Origin of the sequence: Pararhizobium capsulatum DSM 1112 (assembly GCF_030814475.1) — a bacterium.
GTDB lineage: Bacteria > Pseudomonadota > Alphaproteobacteria > Rhizobiales > Rhizobiaceae > Pararhizobium > Pararhizobium capsulatum.
Map to the genome: position 1 here is coordinate 492,202 of NZ_JAUSVF010000003.1, position 21,257 is coordinate 513,458.

At 61.7% G+C, this 21,257-nt stretch carries 17 protein-coding genes and 3 pseudogenes; 3 read left to right on the top strand and 17 right to left on the bottom strand.

The window, feature by feature from the left end; genetic code table 11:
* Nucleotides 1-48: 48 nt before the first annotated feature.
* The 7 genes and pseudogenes from QO002_RS27510 to QO002_RS27540 form a co-directional block, all read right to left on the bottom strand.
* Nucleotides 49-987, bottom strand: a complete 939-nt coding sequence (locus tag QO002_RS27510; protein ID WP_307235957.1) for a phosphotriesterase family protein — start codon at nt 985-987, stop codon at nt 49-51.
* Complete coding sequence (locus QO002_RS27515; protein WP_307235959.1) at nt 984-1,826, bottom strand: ABC transporter ATP-binding protein; 843 nt, start codon at nt 1,824-1,826, stop codon at nt 984-986. Before QO002_RS27515 ends, QO002_RS27510 begins: the two co-directional genes overlap by 4 nt.
* Entirely contained in the window at nt 1,823-2,839 is a 1,017-nt protein-coding gene (locus QO002_RS27520) for an ABC transporter ATP-binding protein (RefSeq protein WP_307235962.1), read from the bottom strand. The genes QO002_RS27515 and QO002_RS27520 overlap by 4 nt, the downstream gene beginning before the upstream one ends.
* A gap of 2 nt (nt 2,840-2,841) precedes the next feature.
* Nucleotides 2,842-3,693 carry an ABC transporter permease gene (locus tag QO002_RS27525; protein WP_307235964.1) on the bottom strand — a complete coding sequence of 284 codons (852 nt, stop codon included), beginning with the start codon at nt 3,691-3,693 and terminating at the stop codon, nt 2,842-2,844.
* Between the two features lie 2 nt (nt 3,694-3,695).
* The gene (locus QO002_RS27530; RefSeq protein WP_307235967.1) at nt 3,696-4,631 is read right to left on the bottom strand and encodes an ABC transporter permease; all 936 of its coding nucleotides are present in this window, start codon (nt 4,629-4,631) and stop codon (nt 3,696-3,698) included.
* A gap of 280 nt (nt 4,632-4,911) precedes the next feature.
* Nucleotides 4,912-5,530 (bottom strand): annotated as a pseudogene (locus QO002_RS27535) (CaiB/BaiF CoA transferase family protein); the annotation flags it as partial.
* 386 nt (nt 5,531-5,916) lie between these two features.
* A pseudogene (locus QO002_RS27540) lies at nt 5,917-7,018 on the bottom strand (acyl-CoA dehydrogenase).
* 221 nt (nt 7,019-7,239) lie between these two features.
* Between QO002_RS27540 and QO002_RS27545 the strand changes: the two are divergent.
* Nucleotides 7,240-8,163 (top strand): LysR family transcriptional regulator, encoded by a 924-nt coding sequence (locus QO002_RS27545; protein ID WP_307235969.1) that lies wholly within the window; start codon nt 7,240-7,242, stop codon nt 8,161-8,163.
* Nucleotides 8,164-8,478: 315 nt separating this feature from the next.
* Here the strand turns inward: QO002_RS27545 and QO002_RS27550 are convergent, their stop codons facing one another.
* From QO002_RS27550 to QO002_RS27580, 7 genes are read right to left on the bottom strand one after another with little or no spacing between them, the layout of a single operon-like run.
* Nucleotides 8,479-9,915, bottom strand: coding sequence for an NAD-dependent succinate-semialdehyde dehydrogenase (locus tag QO002_RS27550; protein WP_307236286.1), 1,437 nt, complete (start codon nt 9,913-9,915; stop codon nt 8,479-8,481).
* Nucleotides 9,915-11,879 carry a 3-hydroxyacyl-CoA dehydrogenase NAD-binding domain-containing protein gene (locus tag QO002_RS27555; RefSeq protein WP_307235971.1) on the bottom strand — a complete coding sequence of 655 codons (1,965 nt, stop codon included), beginning with the start codon at nt 11,877-11,879 and terminating at the stop codon, nt 9,915-9,917. Before QO002_RS27555 ends, QO002_RS27550 begins: the two co-directional genes overlap by 1 nt.
* A gap of 31 nt (nt 11,880-11,910) precedes the next feature.
* On the bottom strand, nt 11,911-13,170 hold the full coding sequence (locus QO002_RS27560) for a CaiB/BaiF CoA transferase family protein (RefSeq protein ID WP_307235973.1): 1,260 nt from the start codon (nt 13,168-13,170) through the stop codon (nt 11,911-11,913).
* Nucleotides 13,167-14,201: an ABC transporter ATP-binding protein gene (locus QO002_RS27565; RefSeq protein WP_307235975.1), complete on the bottom strand. Its 1,035-nt coding sequence runs from the start codon at nt 14,199-14,201 to the stop codon at nt 13,167-13,169. Before QO002_RS27565 ends, QO002_RS27560 begins: the two co-directional genes overlap by 4 nt.
* Nucleotides 14,198-15,196, bottom strand: coding sequence for an ABC transporter ATP-binding protein (locus QO002_RS27570; RefSeq protein ID WP_307235977.1), 999 nt, complete (start codon nt 15,194-15,196; stop codon nt 14,198-14,200). Before QO002_RS27570 ends, QO002_RS27565 begins: the two co-directional genes overlap by 4 nt.
* Nucleotides 15,193-16,029 (bottom strand): ABC transporter permease, encoded by an 837-nt coding sequence (locus tag QO002_RS27575; protein ID WP_307235979.1) that lies wholly within the window; start codon nt 16,027-16,029, stop codon nt 15,193-15,195. The genes QO002_RS27570 and QO002_RS27575 overlap by 4 nt, the downstream gene beginning before the upstream one ends.
* A 4-nt stretch (nt 16,030-16,033) precedes the next feature.
* Complete coding sequence (locus QO002_RS27580; RefSeq protein WP_307235981.1) at nt 16,034-17,047, bottom strand: ABC transporter permease; 1,014 nt, start codon at nt 17,045-17,047, stop codon at nt 16,034-16,036.
* Between the two features lie 167 nt (nt 17,048-17,214).
* On the opposite strand from QO002_RS27580, the gene QO002_RS27585 reads away from it, so the two are divergent.
* Together QO002_RS27585 and QO002_RS27590 are read left to right on the top strand one after the other, a co-directional pair.
* Nucleotides 17,215-18,072, top strand: a complete 858-nt coding sequence (locus QO002_RS27585) for an IclR family transcriptional regulator (protein WP_307235983.1) — start codon at nt 17,215-17,217, stop codon at nt 18,070-18,072.
* Between the two features lie 24 nt (nt 18,073-18,096).
* Nucleotides 18,097-19,398, top strand: coding sequence for an acetoin dehydrogenase dihydrolipoyllysine-residue acetyltransferase subunit (locus tag QO002_RS27590; protein WP_307235985.1), 1,302 nt, complete (start codon nt 18,097-18,099; stop codon nt 19,396-19,398).
* Between the two features lie 68 nt (nt 19,399-19,466).
* Here QO002_RS27590 and QO002_RS27595 read toward each other — a convergent pair whose 3' ends face one another.
* The 3 genes and pseudogenes from QO002_RS27595 to QO002_RS27605 all read right to left on the bottom strand — a co-directional run bounded on the left by QO002_RS27595 (nt 19,467) and on the right by QO002_RS27605 (nt 21,172).
* Entirely contained in the window at nt 19,467-19,925 is a 459-nt protein-coding gene (locus QO002_RS27595) for a class II aldolase/adducin family protein (protein ID WP_307235987.1), read from the bottom strand.
* 121 nt (nt 19,926-20,046) lie between these two features.
* A complete protein-coding gene (locus QO002_RS27600) occupies nt 20,047-20,709 on the bottom strand; it encodes a nucleotide-binding domain containing protein (protein WP_307235990.1) in 663 nt (220 codons plus the stop codon).
* Nucleotides 20,706-21,172: pseudogene (locus QO002_RS27605) on the bottom strand (four-carbon acid sugar kinase family protein). The gene QO002_RS27600 and the pseudogene QO002_RS27605 overlap by 4 nt, the downstream one beginning before the upstream one ends.
* Nucleotides 21,173-21,257 lie beyond the last annotated feature (85 nt).

Consider the following 21,257-nt stretch of genomic DNA (forward strand, 5'->3'; position numbering starts at 1 on the left):
AAGCCCCGGCCCGCTTCACGGTGGCCCTGGGCGCCATGACAATCCTGCTCAGGGATTGGGCTCACGGTCGATGGTCAGCCATCGCCTGGGATTTTCAACAGTCATCAAATGCCAGGTGGCCTCGTCCAAACCCGCCTCGCGCAAGGACGGCAGAAAGCGCTTGGCAAGGTACGCCAAACCCCGCCCACCGCGACAGCCGAGCTCGGGCATCTGTCCCATATCGTGGGACAGAAGCACCTGACGGGCGTAACCGCGCTCAACCAGCTCAAGCAGTAGTTGCTTGACGGCATCTTCGTGTCCTGGGAGATCGTTGCCGATATTGTCGAGAGACACATAGGCACCTCGGCTGGCGATGCTTTCGCAATAAGCGCGGCTTGGAAACGTATCGCAGTGGCCGATGGAGATCCGGTCGGGAGAGACCCCTTCTTCGATGAAAATATCCAACTGCTGATGGCCGGCCGTATGATAGAGCGTGTGGGTGGCCAGAGGCAGCCCAGATGCGCGCTGGGCGCGAGCTGCAGCGCGATGAACGCGCTCTTCCAAAGGCGAGACCCATCCCTGGCTCGTGCCGATCTCGCCGATGAGGCCCGGCTTTATCCCGGTGCCAGCGATGCCATGTTGAATTTCGTCGAGGAAGAGCTTGGTAACCTGGTCCACCGAGCGCCGATGAAGTGCGTCCTCGGGTGGGTAATATGACTCGTGATAATAGCCGGTCGAGCAAACGATCTCGATGCCGGTTACCTTGGACAATTCCTGCAATCGCTCCGGCTGGCGTCCACAGCCACGGGGGGTCTGGTCGACGAGGCAAGAGCCGCCAACGGCTTTGAACGCGTTGAGCTCTGCGGCAAAGATTTCGTCGTCATCAATCTGACCGATGCGGCCATCACCGCTCGTATGCCACATATCCAGATGCAAGTGCTCATGCACCAGCGTGAAATCGATTGTCTCTGGCGCGATCGGCCCCCGAACAGTCTGGATATAGCTCATGCGAACTCCTTATTCCGGCGTGAAGGATCAGGATCTGGATGGGCGGCGAGCAATTCGCGCGTATAGGCATCCTGTGGATTGGTAAAGACATCCGTGGTGGTGCCGATTTCGACAATTCTGCCGCGGTTCATGATAGCAACACGGTCACAGACCTCAGCCAGCACAGCAAGCTGGTGGGAGATGAACAGGATGGAAAGACCCAACTGGTCCCGCAGATCGACAAACAGGTTGAGCAATTGCACCTGCACCGAAACATCGAGCGCGCTGACCGCCTCATCCGCGATCAGGATGTCGGGACCAACGGCCAACGAGCGGGCGATGGCGACACGCTGCCGTTGTCCGCCTGACAGCTCGCGCGGGCGCCGCAGGGCCGTGCCGGCGGGCAGACCAACCTGCTCCAGCAGGCCGGAAACGAATGCCTGGGGATGCTCGCTACCGGGCTGGCGGTGAACCTGGCCGGCTTCAAGGATCGCGGCACCCACGGTCATGCGCGGGTTTAGCGAGGTGTAGGGGTCCTGGTAAATCATCTGCATGCGACGGCGTGCCTCGCGCAGGCTTGCCCCGCCGACAGCCCTGATGTCTTCCCCGTCAAGGTTGATCATGCCGGAATCTGGTGTGACGAGCCTGGTCAGGCAGCGGGCGACTGTGGACTTGCCGCTTCCTGACTGGCCGGCGAGTCCGAGGATTTCCCCTCGATTGAGCGAAAAGGAAACGTTGTCGATAGCGACATGCGTCTTGGGCGGCACACCGCGCAAACTGTCCAGCATCGAATGCCGCAGATGGAAGCGCTTGACCAGTCCTTCAACCGCAATGATGGGTGTTGCACCTGAAGTACTCATTGTGCTCCCTCCACTGTGGCTTCCAACCGCTGCTCGCCGCCGGCGCGGACGAACGGGCACGCCGTGTATTGATTAGAGGCGGCTGGCTCGAGCTTCATGTCGACGCTTTTGCAGGCCTCTCGCGCATAGGCGCAGCGGGGTTCAAAAATACAGCCCGGCAGCACTTCGCCCGACTCCGGTGGTCTACCGTCGATCGATTTGCGACGCCGGCGAGGGCCAGTCGTGTGCATCTGCGGGATCGAGGCTAGCAAGGCCCGCGTGTAGGGGTGTTGCGGCGTTCTATAGACGGCCTCGATATCCGCCTTTTCGACAACGTGACCGCCATACATCACCAAAACGCGGTCGCATGTCTCGGCGATCACGCCAAAGTCGTGAGATACTAAAAGCACGGCAACGCCGTGTTCTTCGCGGAAACGACGCAGCAGTTTCAGGATCTGTGCTTGCGTTGTCACGTCCAGTGCAGTTGTCGGCTCGTCAGCAATCAGCAATTTCGGTTTGCTGGCCAAGGCCAAGGCGATCATTACGCGTTGCCGCATGCCGCCACTGAGCTCATGGGGGAAAGCGGCAAACCAACGCTCGGCGTCGGGAATTCCGGCCTCCGTGAAAAGACGGATGGTTTCGCGTTTGGCTTGCGCGGCGGTCAGTTCGAGATTAACGCGAAGGGTCTCGGCGACTTGGGCGCCGACCCGAAACACCGGGTTCAAGGAAGTGAAAGGATCCTGGAAGATCATACCCACTTCGCGGGCCCGAAGGTTGCGCAACTCACGATGCCCCATGCGGGTTACATCGCGGCCCTCGAACATGACGCTACCGGCAGCAATGCGTGCATTGTGGGGCAGCAAGCGGATAGCGGCGCGGCAAGTCAAGCTTTTGCCACAGCCGGATTCGCCAACAAGACCAACCATCTCGCCGGCCGCTATCTCAAACGACACGTTGCGAACGGCTACGGCGGCTTGCTCGCCTACACCAAAAACGATCTTCAAATCGGATATCTGCAGAAGCGGCTGGGTCATAGTTATCCTCCCGCCAATAGATCGCGGTCTGAAAGACCATCGCCGATAAGGCCAATGCCGACACCCAGAGCGACCAAGGTGAGACCCGGAAAAGTGGCTATCCACCAGGCATTCAAAAGATAGGCCTGACCATCCGCGATCACGGCTCCAAGTTCGGGATCTGGCGGTTGTTGACCAAGACCGAGATAGGAAAGCCCTGAGATCAAGAGCAAATTGACGATCATATCCACGGTTGAATAACTGAGGCTGGTGCGCATGATGGTGGGCACTGCGTGCCGGAAAATCGAACGGGCGTCCGTATAGCCAAGCGTCTTGGTGGCAAGCATATAATTTTGTTCACGAACAACGAGCATCTCGGCACGCGCCATTCTGGCATAGAGCGCCCAGCCAGCCAGCGGGATGCCGATCATCACCCCGTTCAATCCTGGACCGACAATGGCAACAACTGCCATCACCAGAATCAGGAATGGAAAAGCGATCAATGTATCGGCCACGCGCGAAATCACCGCATCGACCCAGCCGCCATAATAGCCAGCGATTGCGCCCAGCAGAACGCCGACAGGCAGCGGCAGAAGGGTTACGAGCAGCATAACGCCGATGTCGAGACGCACGCCGAACAACACTCGTGAGAAAATATCACGCCCGGCGCTGTCGGTGCCCATCCAGTGTTCGAATGACGGCGGCTGCCGCAGGTTCATGAAATCGGCTTCGGTGGGATCGTACGGTGCAATCCAGGGCGCCAGCACGGCACACAAAACGATCACCCCAACGATCACAATACCGACGATTGTAGAGGGTTTGAGCTTCCTGAACGAAGCCAAGCGCGAATAAGAAGCGGTCATAAGCTGGTCCATCGTTACGCCATCCGTACGCGCGGATCGAGAATGAACAAAAGCAGATCAGCCAGAAGACCGACAAGCACGACGGCCGCACCCGACAATACGGCGATGATCTCCACCAGCGGATAATCTCGCCGAAGAATGGATTCCAATAGAAGCGACCCGATACCGGGTATCTGAAACACATGTTCGATCACGACCGTGCCACCGATCAGGAAGCCAATTTGTACTGAAAGCAAGGTCAAGGTGGTCATGAAGGCATTGCGCATGGCATGTTTGCCGACAACCCGCATTTCGCTCAAGCCCCGTGCACGAGCGGCCTCGATGTATTCACTGCCCAGAACGTCAAGCAGACGGGCGCGCAAGGTGCGCACCACCATTGCGACCAAGGAGAGGCCCAAGGTGAAAGCCGGCAGCGTCAAGGTCTGCAAGATGCCGCCAATGCCGCCCTCGTAGCCGGATACCGGAAACATGTTCAGAAAGAGACCGAACACTAGGGCAAGGACAAGTCCAAGCCAGAACTGCGGCATGGCGAAGGTGAACGTCGTCATCACCAGGACAGCGTTATCGATGACACTTTGAGGCCTCAAGGCCGAAAGGATGGCCAGCGGAATGCCGATCACAAGCGCGATCAAAACACCGTAGATGATCAGTATGACGCTCGGCATCACCCGATTCCCGATTAACGAACTGATTGGCGCTCCAAGGCTGAGCGAGTCGCCGAAATCACCGGTGAACGTTTTGAAGAGGAAGTGAGCGAATTGTTGCGGCAGAGCCTGGTCAAGACCAAGCACATGCCTGGTCTTTTCGATCATTTCCGGGTTTGCGCTACTGCCCAGCATCTGGCGAACAGGATCACCAGGAACAAAATGGATGATGAAGAAACTTGCAGTCGCCAAGGCAAACAGAACCAGCAAGCTCGTTGCCAATCGTTTGAGTATGTAATCCCCCATTGCAAACTCACCACCCAGTTATTCAGTTGACTATCCCAGTTGTTACATTACGAACGTTCGAAATGTCAAGTGTGGCCCAGGGCAAATTTCGGTTCGGCGTTTTCCAGCCATGTGAACTGCTCCGGATTTGTGAGCTAGCAGGAGATTGCCGAGCTTGACGGTATGTTGACCGTCGGCATAAGCGGCGAGCGGCGCGATTGTCTTTATGTTGCGGCAACTGAAGATGCACGGCATGGCGACAGGCTGTCGGCGAGCTAACCGTGTCCGACATCAGCGCCCATTAGACAGAACGGTTTAGATGAGAAGAAACCTGTGAATCCGCGATGGCCTCCTTCACGGTGTTGATCGCCCCCCCCGGCACGCCAGCGCCTTCCAATGCGAAGAAGAGGTCCTGTTTGGTACGCAGACGTGTTTTTTCGGAAATAATCCCCTCCAGTGTCTTGCGATTGCCCCCACGGGCGGGGTTGGTGGCGTAGGTCGGATCGCCGGCGATGGCGCCCAGCCCCAGCACAGTGCAGACGCTCGCAAACTGGCGGTCATTGCCGCAGGCGATGATGATGGTGCCGTCAGCTGCCGGAAATACCTGGTAAGGCACGATATTAGGATGTGCATTCCCCATTCGGTGCGGCACCAGGCCACCGGCAAGGAAGTTCATTCCCTGGTTGGCCAGAGCCGACACCCCGAAATCGAAAAGTGAGAGATCGACATGTTGGCCGTGTCCGGAGCGCTCCCGTTCCGCAAGAGCCGCTTGGATGCCGATGACGCCATAGAGGCCGGTTAAAATATCGATCCAAGCGACGCCGACTTTCTGGGGTTCTCCGTCCGGCTCGCCGGTTAGGTCCATGATGCCGCGGATTTTTGGCGCGAGGTCCGTCCTGACCGAAGCCCGTTACGGAGGCATATACTAGGCGCGGGTTGAGGGCGGCGACGGTTTCATAGTCAAGACCGAATTTCCTGAGACCCCGACCTTAAAGTTTTCGATTACAACATCCATGGCCGCGATCAGCGCCTTGACGCGACCAAGATCGTCTGCCTTCGAGAAATCGCAGATAACCGAGGTCTTAACCCCGATTGGCGGCGTGGAAATAGGCTGCGACGGTCTCCGTGCCGCCTTTGCCGTGGGGGGCCCGATGAAGGGGGGCCCCAGCTGCGGTTATCGTCGCCGGCCGGGCTTTAGACCTTGATGACCTCCGCGCCGAGATCGGCGAGCGTCTGGGCCCGGCGAGAATCCGGGCCAGCTCCACGACCTTCAGCCCGGTCATCGGGGCTGTGTTGCCAGCGTCCATCAGAAGAACGCCTGAAGGCCCGTCTGGGCCCGGCCGAGAATCAGCGCGTGGACATCATGCGTGCCCTCGTAGGTGTTGACCGTTTCGAGGTTCTGCGCGTGGCGCATAACATGATATTCGATCTGGATGCCGTTGCCGCCATGCATGTCGCGCGCTTGGCGGGCGATCTCCAGCGCCTTGCCGCAATTATTGCGCTTGATCATGGAGATCATTTCCGGCGCGAATTTGTGCTCATCCATCAGACGGCCGACGCGCAGGCTGCCTTGCAGGCCGAACGCGATCTCCGTCTGCATATCGGCGAGCTTCTTCTGGTAAAGCTGCATGCCGGCGAGTGGCTTGCCAAACTGCTTGCGATCCAGCCCGTAGCCAGCAATCCTCCGCCGCTCCAAGTACGCCCCAGGAAATTCCGTAGCGGGCGCGGTTGAGGCAGCCAAACGGGCCGGCAAGACCTGAAACGCCGGGCAACAGCGCATCTTCGCCGACCTCAACGCCATCCATCACGATCTCGCCCGTGATCGACGCACGCAGGGAAAGCTTGCCGCCGATCTTCGGCGCGGAGAGGCCCTTCATGCCCTTTTCGAGGATGAAGCCCCGGATGTTGCCGTCATGCGCGTCCGATTTCGCCCACACGACGAAGACATCGGCGATCGGTGCATTAGAGATCCACATTTTCGCGCCGCGCAGGCGATAGCCTCCCTCGATCTTTTCCGCGCGAGTCTTCATGCCACCTGGATCAGAGCCGGCGTCTGGTTCCGTCAGGCCGAAACAGCCAATCAACTCACCGGACACGAGACGGGGCAGATAACGGTCGCGCTGCGCTTCGGAGCCGTAGGCGAAGATTGGGAAGATCACCAAGGAAGACTGCACGCTCATCATCGAGCGATAGCCAGAGTCCACGCGCTCGATCTCCCGTGCCACGAGGCCGTAGGAAACATAGTTGGCATCGGCGGCGCCGTATTTTTCCGGAAGTGTGACGCCGAGCAGTCCCGCTTGACCCATCAGTCGGAAAAGCCCGGTATCCGTGTGCTCGTCGAGATAGGCCTCCTTCACGCGAGGAAGCAGTTCGTTTTCGGCGAATGCCGCCGCCGCGTCCCGAATCATGCGCTCTTCCTCTGACAACTGATCGTCGAGCAGGAAGGGATCGTTCCATGCAAACGGGCCGCCCTTCGAGGCTTGGTTGCTATGATCGCTGGCAAACACTTTTCTCTCCTTCAAGCTGCACGTTGTTCCTTTGATGCTGAACTATGTATCTACAGGTTGAGGTAGGCTCGAAATAACGCTATTTACGCCTATCATAATTCATAAAATGAATAGGAGGAGACATGCACCGGCGTCGTTTCTTACCCTCACTCAGCCTCCTCTCCGCCTTCGAGGCGGTGTTGCGCACGGGGTCGACGGCCGCCGCTGCGAGGGAGTTGCACCTCACGCAAAGCACAGTCAGCCGACTGGTGCAGACTTTGGAGACACAGCTCGGCCGCGCCCTTTTCGAGCGGCACCGCCAACGGCTCGTGCCGACCGATGCCGCGACGGCTTACGGCAAGGATATTTCCCGCGCTTTAAATTTAATTCAGCGTTCGAGCATGGAATTCAGCGCCAATCCTGGCGGCGGCACACTGTCCCTCGCTATTTTGCCGGCATTCGGGACGCGCTGGCTTGCCCCACGGCTGGGTGATTTTCTAAACGAATATCCGGGCATCACAGTCAACCTCGCCACTCGGCTGAGGCGGTTCAATTTCGCAGCTGAAAGCTTCGATGCCGCGATCCACTACGGCATAGACGACTGGCGCGACGCCGGCCATATGAAACTGTTCGACGAGCACTTGACGGCCTGCATTGCGCCGTCCCTGCTGGATCGCTATCCCGTCACTTCCGCCACCGACGTCCTCCGCTGGCCCCTCCTGCAACTCGAAACAAGGCCGAGCGCGTGGCGGATGTGGTTTGAGGCGCAGGGCGCCGACGTTCCAGTTACCACCGGTATGTTGTTCGATCAGTTCGCCACCATGACACAGGCAGCGATTTCCGGGCTGGGCGTGGCACTGCTACCGCACTATTTAGCGGAGATGGAATTCCGCGAAAAGCGCCTTGCTCCGCTTTTGCAGATGTCCGTTAGAGGGGGTAGCTACTGGCTGGTCTGGCCACAGGACCGGGCTCACTACCCCCCGCTGCAAGCATTCCGCAAATGGCTAGAACAAGTGGTGTCACGTGACAGCATCAACCATTCGAGCACAAGAACGATTGGATGCTAGCTGTGTCTATTCCCAATCGGAAGCAAATTTTCGCGGCACGAAGGCTTCTTGCGCCGTCGAACTCAATCGGGGTGATACACGCGTGTTCCCCGAGCCATTAGAGCGCATGCTCTTGCCCGAGAGGCCGCAGTCGCCTGCATACGCGCTCGCGGGGCCGGACGGCATGGGAGACTTACCTGCTGTGCCGTGTGGCCGTGATGCGGGCGTTTCGGCGCCAAGGTCTGGCGAGCCCGATCCATCGCCGGTGTCTGCATCGGCGCAGGTTCGCCCTCGCTTGCGATTTCCGTTTCTCGGCACCCGTGGCGGAAGGGTTGATTAGCCCTTGCGTGTGACCAGACGCGTATCGAGATAGGCGTCCAGCGCCTCGGATCCGCCTTCTGTGCCGTAGCCTGAATCCTTAATGCCGCCGAAAGGGACCTCGGGAAGAGCCAGTCCCAGGTGGTTGATGGAGATCATTCCCGCCTCTATCTCGTTACCAAGCCGTGTCGCAGTGGCGCTGCTTCTGGTAAAGGCGAAAGCGGCAAGCCCGTAGGGCAAGCGATTGGCCTCGGTAATCGCCTCGTCGAGATCGCCGAACCGATTGATCACTGCAACAGGCCCGAAGGGCTCCTCATTCATGATGCGGGCGGAGAGCGGCACATCGGCCAAAACTGTCGGCTCGAAGAACCACCCCTCGTTGCCGATGCGGCGCCCGCCGGTCGTCAACCGCGCGCCGTGCTCGACAGCGTCAGTGATCAGGCTTTCCAGCGCCGGTATGCGGCGGTCGTTTGCAAGCGGCCCCATCTCGATGCCGGCATCAAGCCCGTTTCCGACCCGTATCGCCGTGGCGCCAGCGGTAAACCGATCAGTGAACGCGTGGGCGATCCGCTCCTGCACGAAGAAGCGCGTCGGAGACACGCAGACCTGCCCGGCATTGCGGAACTTGCTGGCCACCATGAGGTCAACGGCAAGATCGAGATCGGCATCCTCGGCGACGATGACCGGCGCATGCCCGCCGAGCTCCATGGTGGCACGCTTCATATGCGCGCCGGCAAGTCCAGCCAGCTGCTTGCCGACAGGGGTCGAACCCGTGAAGCTGATCTTGCGGATAACAGGATGCGGGATAAGATACTCCGAAATCTCCGCCGGAACGCCATAGACGAGGTTGATGACGCCAGCCGGAACCCCCGCATCGGCAAAGGCGCGGATGAGGGCTGCCGGGGAGGCCGGCGTTTCCTCCGGCGCCTTGACGATAATCGTGCATCCCGCGGCAATCGCCGCCGAGAGCTTGCGCACGACCTGGTTAATCGGAAAATTCCAGGGCGTGAAGGCGGCGACCGGCCCGACCGGCTTTTTCAGGGTAATTTGCAGCACATCAGGTGCTCGGGAGGGGATGACTTGGCCGTAGGCGCGTTGCGCCTCGCCGGCAAACCAGTCGATGATATCGGCGCCGGCCAAGGTTTCTAGGCGCGACTGCGACACGGGTTTACCCTGCTCCATCGTCATCATGACTGAGATCTCATCGGCCCGCTCGCGCAGGAGATCGGCGGCGCGGCGCATCAGCTTGGCGCGATCGTAGGACGATGCGGCACTCCATGACGCGAAGGCCCGGTCCGCCGCAGCCAGTGCTTGGTCCAGATCCGAGCGATCCGCCCAGGCAACGCTGCCAATCGGCTGCGCCGTCGCCGGGTTGACGACCGGAATGGTCCTGCCGCCGGCGCCCGGGCGCCAGGCGCCGTCTATGAAAAGCAATGTGTCAGGATAAATCGTCATCATAGGGTCCTCGTTATGGTCATGTCTTGCCTGCTTGCCTGAAACATCGGCCCGCCGCGCCTTCGCGGAAAGCCATAACCGTGAACTTCGACGAGGTCGATATCGGCGGCGCTTGCCACAATGCCTTCATCCAGGATCGTCCGGCCTTCGTCCGCCATGGCCGTCATCAGCCGCGCGACAATTTCCTCGCCCGCCATCTCCTTTTTCGCCCCAACAAGTGGCGCGATGATCCGCTCAGCCTCAGGCGACCTTATTGGGCGGCGGTTGCCGTCGATGTAGTCATACCAGCCGCCGCCGGACTTCTGCCCCTTGCGGCCGACGCGCACCAGAAGATCGCCCGGCATGTCCGGCACGGGTTCCCCACGGGAGCGGGCCGCCTCACGGTAGAGGAACGCGATGTCGAGACCCGCCATGTCCTGCATTTCGAAAGGTCCCATGGCAAAGCCGAAGGCGCGCATGGCCGCGTCCACGGCGGCAATGCCCACGCCTGCTCGCACCAGAACCTCCGCTTCTGTCCGATAGCGGCGCAGAATGCGATTGCCGATGAAGCCATCGCAGATACCCGACCGCACGGGAACCTTGCCGAGACGACGGGCGAGATCATAACCGGTCGCAAGCACGTCCGGCGCTGTTTGGGGCGTCGGAATGATCTCCAGCAGTTTCATGACGTGCGCCGGACTAAAAAAATGCAACCCGAGAAAACGCTCCGGCCCAAGCAACCCCTCGGCGATCAACCGCGGATCGATGTAGGACGTGTTTGTCGCAAGAACTGTACCGGGCCGGCAGACGCGACCGAGTTCGGCGAAGACGGCACGTTTAACGGCGAGATCCTCAAACACCGCTTCGATCACCAGCTCGCATCGCTCGACGGTGCCATACCCGATAGTCGTTTCCAGCCGATCCATCCAGCCGGAGGCATCGCCGCCGGCCCCAAATAAGCCTCGGCGACGGGACGACTCGAAAAGTTTCGCAAGCGTCGAGCGCGCGCGAAAAACGCCCTCCTCGTCCTGTTCGATCAGGACGACGGACAACCCGCCATTGAGGAGGGCTGCTGCAATGCCGCTTCCCATCGTCCCGCCCCCGACGACGCCGACAGTCTCCACTGACCGAGGACTCTGCAACCGCATGTCCGCCGGTCGCAGAGCGGCGCGTTCGGCAAAGAACAGATGGCGCAATGCCGCCGCCTCTTCCGTGGAACGAAGCGCAAGGAAGGTCTTTCGCTCCAGCGCGAGACCGGCCTCGGCACCGTAGTCGATCCCGTGGCGCAGAGCTTGCAGTGCCTGCAGTGGCGCAGTGGCTCCCTTGGCATCGGCAACCACCCGGCCTTCCGCCTCTGCCCACACGTCTGAAGCAGGTGCAGAAACGCCCCGATTGAGAGACCGCGGCGGCAACGCTCGTCCGAGAGCCGCCCGCGCGAAGGAGACAGCGCCCGGCACCAGCGGTTCTTCCATCAGGGTATCCACCAGGCCAAGCCGCAGGGCCTCGGCACCGACAGGTGTATAGTTCTCCGCAACAATCCGAGCCGCCTCGGCAACGCCGACGACTCGTGGCAGGCGCTGTGTTCCACCGGCGCCGGGAATGATGCCGAGGTTGATTTCCGGCAGGGCGAAACGGGCATTCGCCGTCGCGACCCGGAAGCGACAGCCAAGTGCCAGTTCGAGGCCGCCGCCGAGCGCTGCGCCACGGATCGCCGCGATCCAAGGTTTTGCCGCCGCTTCAATGCGGGCGATGACCTCCGGGAGGAATGGTGGCTCTGGCGGTCGGTCGAATTCCACAATATCCGCGCCTGCGACGAAGAGCCTACCGGCACCGGTCAGTACGACCGCCCGGATATTCGCATCACCATCGAGTAACTCAACCAGTGTCAGAAGGCGTTCTCGCACCGCCCCACTCAGTGCATTGACCGGCGGATTTTCAATCGTGACGATCGCAATCTCACCATCGATTTCGACGTTGACGGTCATCATCATTTCCTGTTCGGGTCCGAGTTCCGGTCTACGCGACTGCGCCTTGGGCCAAGGGCAAGGTTAGCGCACCTGGAACATCGTGACAGGCGACGACACCGGCAAGAGCGAGGTTTTCGATCCGCGCATCGTCGAGGCCGAGTACATCGCGCAGTACGCTCCGCGTATCCTCGCCGAGAAGCGGCGGCGCCTTAGCATCTGCGTTGGCTTGAGCGGCAAGGCCGTGGGCCGGGCGGATCAACGCGACCGTGCCAAGTTCCGGATGTTCTAAGTGTTGAACGACACCACGTTCCGTCACGCTAGGGCTCTTCAGCGCTTCGGAGACCGTTTTGACCTGACCAGCCGGCACGCTTGCTGCAAGGCAGGCAGCAAGCCAGTGAGCGCAGGTGTCCTGCCGCACGACCTCGGCCAAGAGAGGAAGCAACTCTTCGCGATGCACGGCGCGCTTGTGGGAGGTGACGAACCGCGGATCGCGCCCAAGCTCGGGACGCTTGATGACGTGCTCGCAGAAATCAACGAACATTCGGTCGTTGCCGACGGCAAGAGCGAACGTGCCGTCGCTTGCATCAAAAATCTGGTAGGGCACGACAGTCGGGTGCGCATTGCCGTAGCGCGCCGGCTCGGCGCCGGCATTCAGAAATCCGGTCCCGACATTTATCAGCAGGTTCAGCGTGGCATCCAACAGCGCAACATCAATATATTGCCCGATTCCTGTATCCCGGCGCTGGTAGAGCGCCGCCAGGATTGACTGGGTAGCGATCATGCCGGCGACGACATCGGTGAAAGCGACCCCAAGTCGGTTTGGCGGACCGTCCACCTGACCGGTGATGGACATCAGCCCACTCTCGGCCTGCATGATGAAGTCGTAGCCTGGGCGGTCACGTTCCGGCCCCGTCTGTCCGTAGCCGGAAATCGCGCAGTAGATGATGCCGGGATTGATCGCCTTGATATCCTCGTAGCCGATACCGAGGCGCTCCACCGTGCCGGCACGGAAATTCTCGACGACGACATCGGCCTTGGCGGCGAGATCGAGTACGATCTGCCGGCCTTCCGCCGACTTGAGGTCGAGCGCTATGCTCTGCTTGCCGCGATTGGCGCAGAGATAATAAGTGCTAAGCCCCTTGAAGTTGGGGAAGGACCAGGCGCGCGTGTCGTCGCCGCCCTTGATGTTCTCGATCTTCCAGACCTCGGCGCCAAGATCCCCCAGGCTCATGGTGGCCCAAGGTCCCGCCAGAACGCGCGTCAAGTCGAGCACACGAATGCCATCGAGCGGCAGTTTCAATTCCGTCATTCCATTCCTCCAGGCCCGCGGCGCTCGCGGCTCGACAATCCTGTCTCCATGGCGCTCGGGAAGTGGCAGGCAACCGAATGGCCGTCTTCTCGCTCGGCGAGCGGAGGTTCGACCTCCCCGCAGAGCGGCTGGGCAATCGGGCACCTTGTCCTAAAGCGACAGCCGGACGGCGGGTTCAACGGGCTCGGCAGGTCGCCCTTCAGCACGATGCGCGACCTGCTGCGCTCAAGCTTAGGACTTGCGAGCGGCACGGCGGACATCAATGCCTGGGTGTAGGGATGCAGCGGCGCCCGATAGAGCCGGTGTTTTTCGGCGATTTCGACGATCTTGCCGAGATACATGACTGCCACCCGCTCGGAGATGTGCTGCACCACCGAAAGATCATGCGCAATGAAAACATAGGCCGTGCCGAAATCCCGCTGGATGTCCTTCAGAAGATTGAGCACACCTGCCTGCACCGAGACGTCGAGCGCAGAGACCGGCTCGTCGAGGACCAGTAGCTCCGGTTTCAGCGCAAGCGCACGGGCAATCACCACACGTTGGCGCTGCCCCCCGGAGAGTTCGTGTGGATAGCGTTGCCCGTGCTCCGGGTTGAGCCGGACGAGGTCGAGCATTTCCGCGACCCGCTCCTTGCGTTGCACGGCTGAAAGGTCGCTGATGCGCAGCGGCTCGGCGATGTTTTCGGCCACGCGCATGCGCGGATGCAGGGAGGCGTAGGGGTCTTGGAAGACCAACTGCATCTTACGACGTAACGCGCGCATTTCGGCGAGATTTGCCTCATTGATGTTGCGGCCCCGAAACAGAGTCTGCCCGCTGGTGGGCTCGATTAGTCGCAGGATGCAGCGACCGAGCGTAGACTTCCCGCAGCCGGATTCCCCGACAAGCCCTAGCGTCTCTCCAGGCTTGACGTCGAAGGAGACGTCGCTCACGGCATTGACCCGGGCGATTTCGCGCTCGAACAGCACGCCGCCGGTTACGACAAAGCGTTTCGAAAGCCCGCGGACCGAGAGTATGGGTTCCGGCTGGCTCATGCGGCGCTCCCAATGGGCAGGGTGGCGAAATGACAGGCCGCCGTGTGCTCGCCGTGAGCGCGAACGGGGGGCGGTGCGTGGCGGCAGATCTCCTGCATTTGCAGGCAACGTGGATGGAAGGCGCAACCTCCCGGCAGCTTGCCGAGCGGCGGTGGCGAACCGTCGATCGAAAACAGCCGCTCCTTCTCCTCCGCCATGTTGGGAATCGAGGCGATGAGCCCCCGGGTATAGGGATGCGCCGGGCGCTCGAAGAGATCGTCCACGCCGGCCTGCTCCACCACTTCGCCGGAATAGACCACCGCGACCCGGTCGGCATGCCCTGCAAGGACCCCAAGATCGTGCGTAATGAGGATCAGCCCAAGATTCAACCGCCGCCGCAGGTCCGCCAGCACATCCATGATCTGCGCCTGCACGGTGACGTCGAGTGCGGTCGTCGGCTCGTCCGCGATCAGCAGGTCCGGATCGTTGGCGACCGCCATCGCGATCATGACGCGCTGGCGCATACCACCTGAAAATTCATGCGGGAACTGGTGTATGCGCCGGTCCGGCTCGGGTATCGCAACGAGCGCGAGAAGCTCGGCGGCACGCTCCATTGCCGCCCTTTTCGAGACACCCGCATTGTGTAGTCTAATCGTTTCGGCGATCTGCGCGCCGACCGTCATGACCGGGTTGAGCGAGGACAGCGGGTCTTGGAAGATCATGGCGATGCGGGAGCCCCGCAGTGTTCGCAACTCGCTCCTCGGCATCCCCACGAGCTCCCGCCCCTTGAACTTTGCCGAGCCGCTGACAGACGCGGTCTTCGGGTGGAGCCCGAGGGCCGACAACATGCCGACCGACTTGCCGGAGCCGGATTCGCCGACGATACCAAGCACCTCGCCATGATCAACATGCAGATTGATGCCCCGCACGGCTTCGAAGGATTGGCCCTCACGAGTGAACGAGACACGGAGGTCCTTGACGGAGAAAAGCGGTTCCTGTTGCATCATGCCCCTCATTTCGACTTCGGATCGAAGTAATCGTGCAGGCCGTCACCGATGAAGTTGAAGCCCAGCACGATGGTGAGGATCGCAAGGCCCGGGCCGAAGGCGACCCACCAGGAATAGAACTGCGACGCGCCATCCGAGATCATCGAACCCCATTCCGGCGACGGCGGCGTTGCGCCGAGCCCGATGAAGCTGAGCGAGGCGGCCAGCAGGATGACCTGGCCGAGATCCATCGTCGCACTGATCAGGACGGGCGTCCAACAGAGCGGCAGGATATGCTTGAACAGGATGCGCGGTCTGTTCGCACCGGCCGCGATCGCCGCCTCGACATGCTCGCGCTCGCGGATTTCGAGTACCTGCGCGCGCATCAGGCGGGCATAGACGGGCCACCAGACGATCACCATGGCGACTGTCGCATTTTCAAGCCCCGGCCCAAGCGATGCCGCAACAGCCATGGCAAGAAGCATCGGTGGAAACGACAAGGTGACATCGACCAGCCGCATGATCGAAGAACCGAGCAGCCCCCCTGCATAGCCGGAAATCGCCCCCAGCATCGCGCCGATCGCCACCGACAGTGTCACGACGACGACGGCGATGGGGATCGAATATTGTGCGCCGTATAAGGTTCGGCTTAGCACGTCGCGTCCGAGCGCATCTGTTCCGAGCCAGTGGCTCCAGCTCGGCGCCTGCAGCCTGCGCCCCACCATGTCGAGGGGCGCATAGGGGCTCATGAGCGGCGCCAGCACCGTGACGGTCAGCCAGAACAGCACGATGGCGACACCGATGGCGAGGGGAACAGACAGCCATGACGGACGCCTAAAGGTGGTGAGGGCTATTGCGGTCATGATCTCATCCCAGACGCACGCGCGGATTGGCAATGACATAGGCGATGTCGGTGATGAGATTCGTCAGGAGAAAGACGACGCCCCCCACGATGGTGACCCCGATGATGGCGGGAAAATCAAGGCCACGCGCCGCCTCGACCGCATAGGAGCCCATGCCCGGCCAGGAAAAGATCGTCTCCGTCAGCACCGCGCCGGTGAGCAGATAGGCGAAGGAATAGCCGATAACCGTCAGCGTCGGCACGAGAGTGTTTCGCAGCGCGTGACCGACCACGACGCGAAGCTCCCCCGCCCCCTTGGCGCGCGCCGTCAGGATAAACTCGCGATCAAGCACCTCCAGCATGTTTGCGCGCACCAGCCTGGAGATAGTGCCGGCAACAGCCCAGCCGAGGACGAAGGCCGGGAGGATCAGGTGCCACAGCGCATCGAGGAAGAGCTTCAAGTTGCCGGCCAGCAACGAATCTATCGTCATGAACCCCGTGATGGAGAGAGGCGGCGTCACACGCGGATCCAGCCGGCCGGGGCCGGGCAGCACGCCCCATTTGACAGAGAAGACATAGAGCAGCGCAAGCCCCAGCCAGAAGACCGGTATGGACGAGCCGAAAAGCGCGAAGAAGCGCGCAGCATGGTCGATAGCCGTGTTGCGGAAGTAGGCAGCAAGTACGCCCAGCGTAATGCCGATCGTTGAGCCGATAACCATCGCGGCAAGCACCAGCTCCATCGTCGCCGGCAGGCGGAAGAACACGTCCTGCGCGACGGGCCGGCGCGTGATGAAGGATGTTCCCATGTCGCCGGTCAGGAGATTGCCGACATAGATCACGTATCGCTCCGGCAGGCTGCGATCGAGACCCCAGCGCGCTTTCGCGGCGGCGACGGCTGCGGGATCGTTCATCTGGCGGTCCGACACGATCGCCGTCAGCGGATCGCCCTTCGTGACCGTCGTGAGCAGGAAAGCGAGCGTCACGATGCCGAGCACCAGGAAGGGCATCGCGAACAGGCGTCGCAGTATATATCGTGTCACAAATGGCGTCCTTTGATCCGTGTGCCGCCCGAAACGGCCGGGGAGATCGATACAGGCATTATTGACAAGAGGCAGCGCCGACGTCAACATAAATGAAATTATATTCCAGTTACGAAATAGCAGTAGATGCCCGGATGTCGGTGAGGCGCCGGAAGGGAAAGCGGAAAATGCGCAAGCGGACCAAGCCGGCAGACGGAAGCGACGGCGCGGAGGGCGGCAATTCGGCAGCATCGCTGACGCGCGGGCTTGAAATCCTGCGCGCCTTTACCGCCGACGACGCCACGCTCGGCAACCAGGACCTGATCGAGCGGACGGGCCTGCCAAAGGCGACGGTTTCGCGTCTGACCTCGACTTTGGTCGGCCTTGGCTACCTCCATTATGACGAGATGCTCGGCCGCTACAGCATCGGGCCTGCGACAGTGTCGCTCGGCTATTCAGCACTGAGTTCCAGCGCGGTTATCCACATGGTGCGGCCCCTGATGCAGGAACTGGCGGACCAGACCGGCGCCGCCGTGGCGCTGGGCACACGTGATGGGTTGGAAATGGTCTATCTCGCCAATTGCCGCTCGATGAGCCCGGTGTCACTGCGGCTGAACGTTGGTTCGCGATTGCCAATCTATCGGACGGCGATGGGGCTTGCCTATCTCGTGGAAATGAAGCCGGAAATCCGCAAGTCCCTCCTCGAGCAGCTCGTTGCGGCAGAACCCGAGAAGGCTGGGGACCTCGGACGCCTCATCGAGAATGCGACCGAGGACCACCGACGTGACGGCTTCATCAGCGTCTTCGGCAGTTGGCACAGCTATATCAACGCCGTCGGTGTCGCCTTTCGCCCGACGGACGGCTCGCCCCTCGTCGCGCTGACCTGCGGCGGGATCGTTGATCTGCTGTCTCGCAACCATTGCCGGGAATTCGTAGGCCCGGAACTCGTCCGGCTAACCCACCGCCTTCGCGCGCGGCTTGCCGGGGTGCACGATGCGCTCACTCCCCCTCCGCGCACCCCCACCTGGAAAACCTCGGCCGAATAAGGCTCAAGCCTGCAAGGATCCCACATGCCCATCCATGTCGTCTATCCGAAGGTCAGCCTCGAACTATCGAGCGGCCGCATCGCCCGTTGGCTTGTCGCCGAGGGGGAACCCGTCCGGCAAGGACAGGTGTTGTTCGAGATCGACAACGACAAGGCTGCTGTCGAGGTCGAATCGCCGGCCGATGGCGTCATCCGCGAGTTAATCGGCAGCGAAATCGAGGTCGACGTCGGTGACAACGTGGCGCGCATTTACGCCGACGCGGAGGCCCATGGCGACAGTAAGGTAACGGCCGCACTCCAGGCCCCTGCTGCCGAGATGAAGGTGCCGAGGGCCGCAACAATGCCCGAAACACGGGAAAGCGGCCATCGCGCGCACCCGAATCCAACCCCCCTCGCCCGCCGCATCGTGAAGGAAAACGGCATTGTGCTCGACGCCCTCCACGGCACAGGCCCAGGTGGCCGGATACAGAAGACAGACGTCGTCGCTAAAATCGGCAGCGCCGGGCATACTCAGTCTGTGACGATCGAATCCGCTGCAAGCCCGGTGGCCCAAAGTGACCCAAGCCACGCGCTCCTCCACACCGTCTGGCTGCGCCGGGGTGAAGGCATTCCCGTCATTTTACTCCACGGCTTCAGCGCGGATCTCAACAACTGGCGGGGCATGCTGGCGGGCGCCCGCCCCGACTGGCCAGCGCTGGCGATCGATCTTCCGGCGCATGGACGCTCTCCGCGCGATGTCCCGGAAGACCTCAATCGGATGGCCGAACAGGTCGAGGCGACGATCGCTTCCGAGCAGGTCGGTCCGCTCGTGATCGCGGGCCATTCCTTCGGCGGCGCGCTTGCGGCGCGGCTGGCGAGCCGCGGCCAGCTGGACATACGTGGGCTGTGCCTCTTTGCGCCGGCCGGTCTTGGTCCGGAGATCAACGCAGCCTTCGTCGACGGCGTGTTGCGCGCACAGCGAAGCGACAGCCTCAGGCCCTGGCTCGACCTGTTGGCCCACGACCCCGCCACCATCTCGCCGGCCTTTCTGGAGGCTGTCGTCCAGCAGCGTGACGACGGGGGTCTGACGGCGGCGATGCGCGCCTTTGCGGAGCGGTTTTTGCCCGACGGAACGCAGGCGATCTCGATACGAGGCGATCTCGCTCGTCTGCTGTCCCCCGTGCGCGTCGTCTTCGGCCGGCAGGATCGTATCCTGCCGTTCAGTGGGGCCACCGGTTTGCCCGGCAATGTCGGCATGCATGCCGTCGACATGTGTGGTCACATGCCGCATCTCGAATATCCAGTGTTGGCGATGAAAATCCTCGACGAAGTCAGGCGAAGCAGCTGAGGATCGGCGCGCCGCCTGCTGGCCGTAAGTGCCATAGCGGGTGCGCACGTCCACCAGTTCCTCCGGCGTTAAAGTACCGGCTGGCCGACCGAACGGGCGAGCACATACTGGCGCGCCAGCATTTCCGCCCGGGCAAGCGCAATGCTGACATCGGGACCGATCGTCACCACGCCATGGTTGGCCATCAGACAGGCGGTATAGGTCGTGCCCATAGCGGCGATCACGGTTTCCGACAGCGCCTCGCTGCCGAAGCAGGCATAGTCGGCGCATGATATCTCGCCACCACCGAAGCTGGCGACCATGTAGTGGAACAGCGGGATGGGCTGGCGCAGCGCCGCAAGCGCGACGCAATGGTCGGGATGGGCGTGCACGACGGCGCCTGCCGTCGTCGTGGCATAGAGCCGGGCGTGGATCGCCCATTCCGAAGATGGCCGCCAGTCGCCCACCCAATGCCCCGCGAGATCCATCGCTACGATCTGTTCCGCCGAAAGGCCCTCCGGCGCAATGCCGGTCGGCGTGATCAGCATGCCCTCCCATGCCGGACACTAAAATTGCCCACCGTGCCGCTGTTGAGGCCGATTGTCACCGACCGTCGGCTGGCCTCGACCAGCGCCTCTCTGAGTGCCAGTTCTTGCATCATTGTCTCCACTATTCGTCCATTGCCTCGACTGCCCACAACAGGATGTCGTCAGCGCCTAGTTTGCCCGGTTTGAGATACAGCGACAGCGGTCCCGGCCCGGATGAGACGCAGAAGCCGGTGCCAAGCTTACCCTCGGGCAGGGCGCGGACTGCCGTAATGCCGAGCGCATCGACGACCGCACCGGACGTCTCGCCGCCGGCCACAACGAACCGGCGCACACCGCGATCGCGCAAGCCCTTGGCAATAGCGCCAAGAATACGTTCGGCACGCCGCGCTGCCGCGAACGGCCCAAATGCCGCTTGCACTGCAGCGACTTCTTCCGGCCCAGCTGCAGTCGAAATGGCAAAAGGACTGGCGCCGATTCGACTATTCGCCCAGTCAAGCGCATGGGAAACCAACCCGTCCTCCCCCGCCGGGTCCATGATGTCCAGCGTCAGCACGGGGTAACGTTCCGAAAAAGCTGAAAGCTGCGCCAGCACGACCGGTCCGACGCTGCCGGCCAGGACCGCTGTGAGACCGTCCACATGCCGCCGCCACGCAACGACCTCCGACTGCTGGGCCTGCCCAAGACGGGTGGCATAGGCGAGGATCAGCGGATCGCTGGCGACGATGACACACGGCATGGCCGCGGCGATGGAAGCGGATACCACGACGTCGCCATCGTCCGTCATATCGAGGAAGACATGGCCGACACCTTCGGCAGCATAGGCCTGAATGGCGGCGATGGCAGTCTTATCCCCTTCAGGAGCGTCGCATGGTTGAGAAGAGCGACTTTGTGCGGCGTCTGGCGACCCAGGAAACGCAGGAGATCGGGGTCGGACATGGGGGTCAGCGGGTCGAACCGCTTGATCGATTCGGAGACGAGGCGACCGCGATAGAACATGTAGCCCTGATGCACTGTCGTGCCGAAGCGCGGAAAGCCGGCACTCATCAACACCGACCGCATGCCCGCACGATCGGCGAGATAGTCGCCGCCGGGCCGATATTGCCGTCCGCCGTGGAATCGAACGAGGCGCAGGCCTTGTAAGCTAGGCGCTTGCAGCCGGCCCAGGTGAACGCATCGGCAAAGCGCGCGAGTTCCGCGAGTGCATCGGCGACGGGCACGGTGCGCGTGCGCGTGCCGGCGATCACCACGGGCGAAGGCGGAATATCCGCGCCTTAATCGTACAGCACGGGACGATGCACGCCCGCACTCTCGAGATAACCGGCAACCATCAAG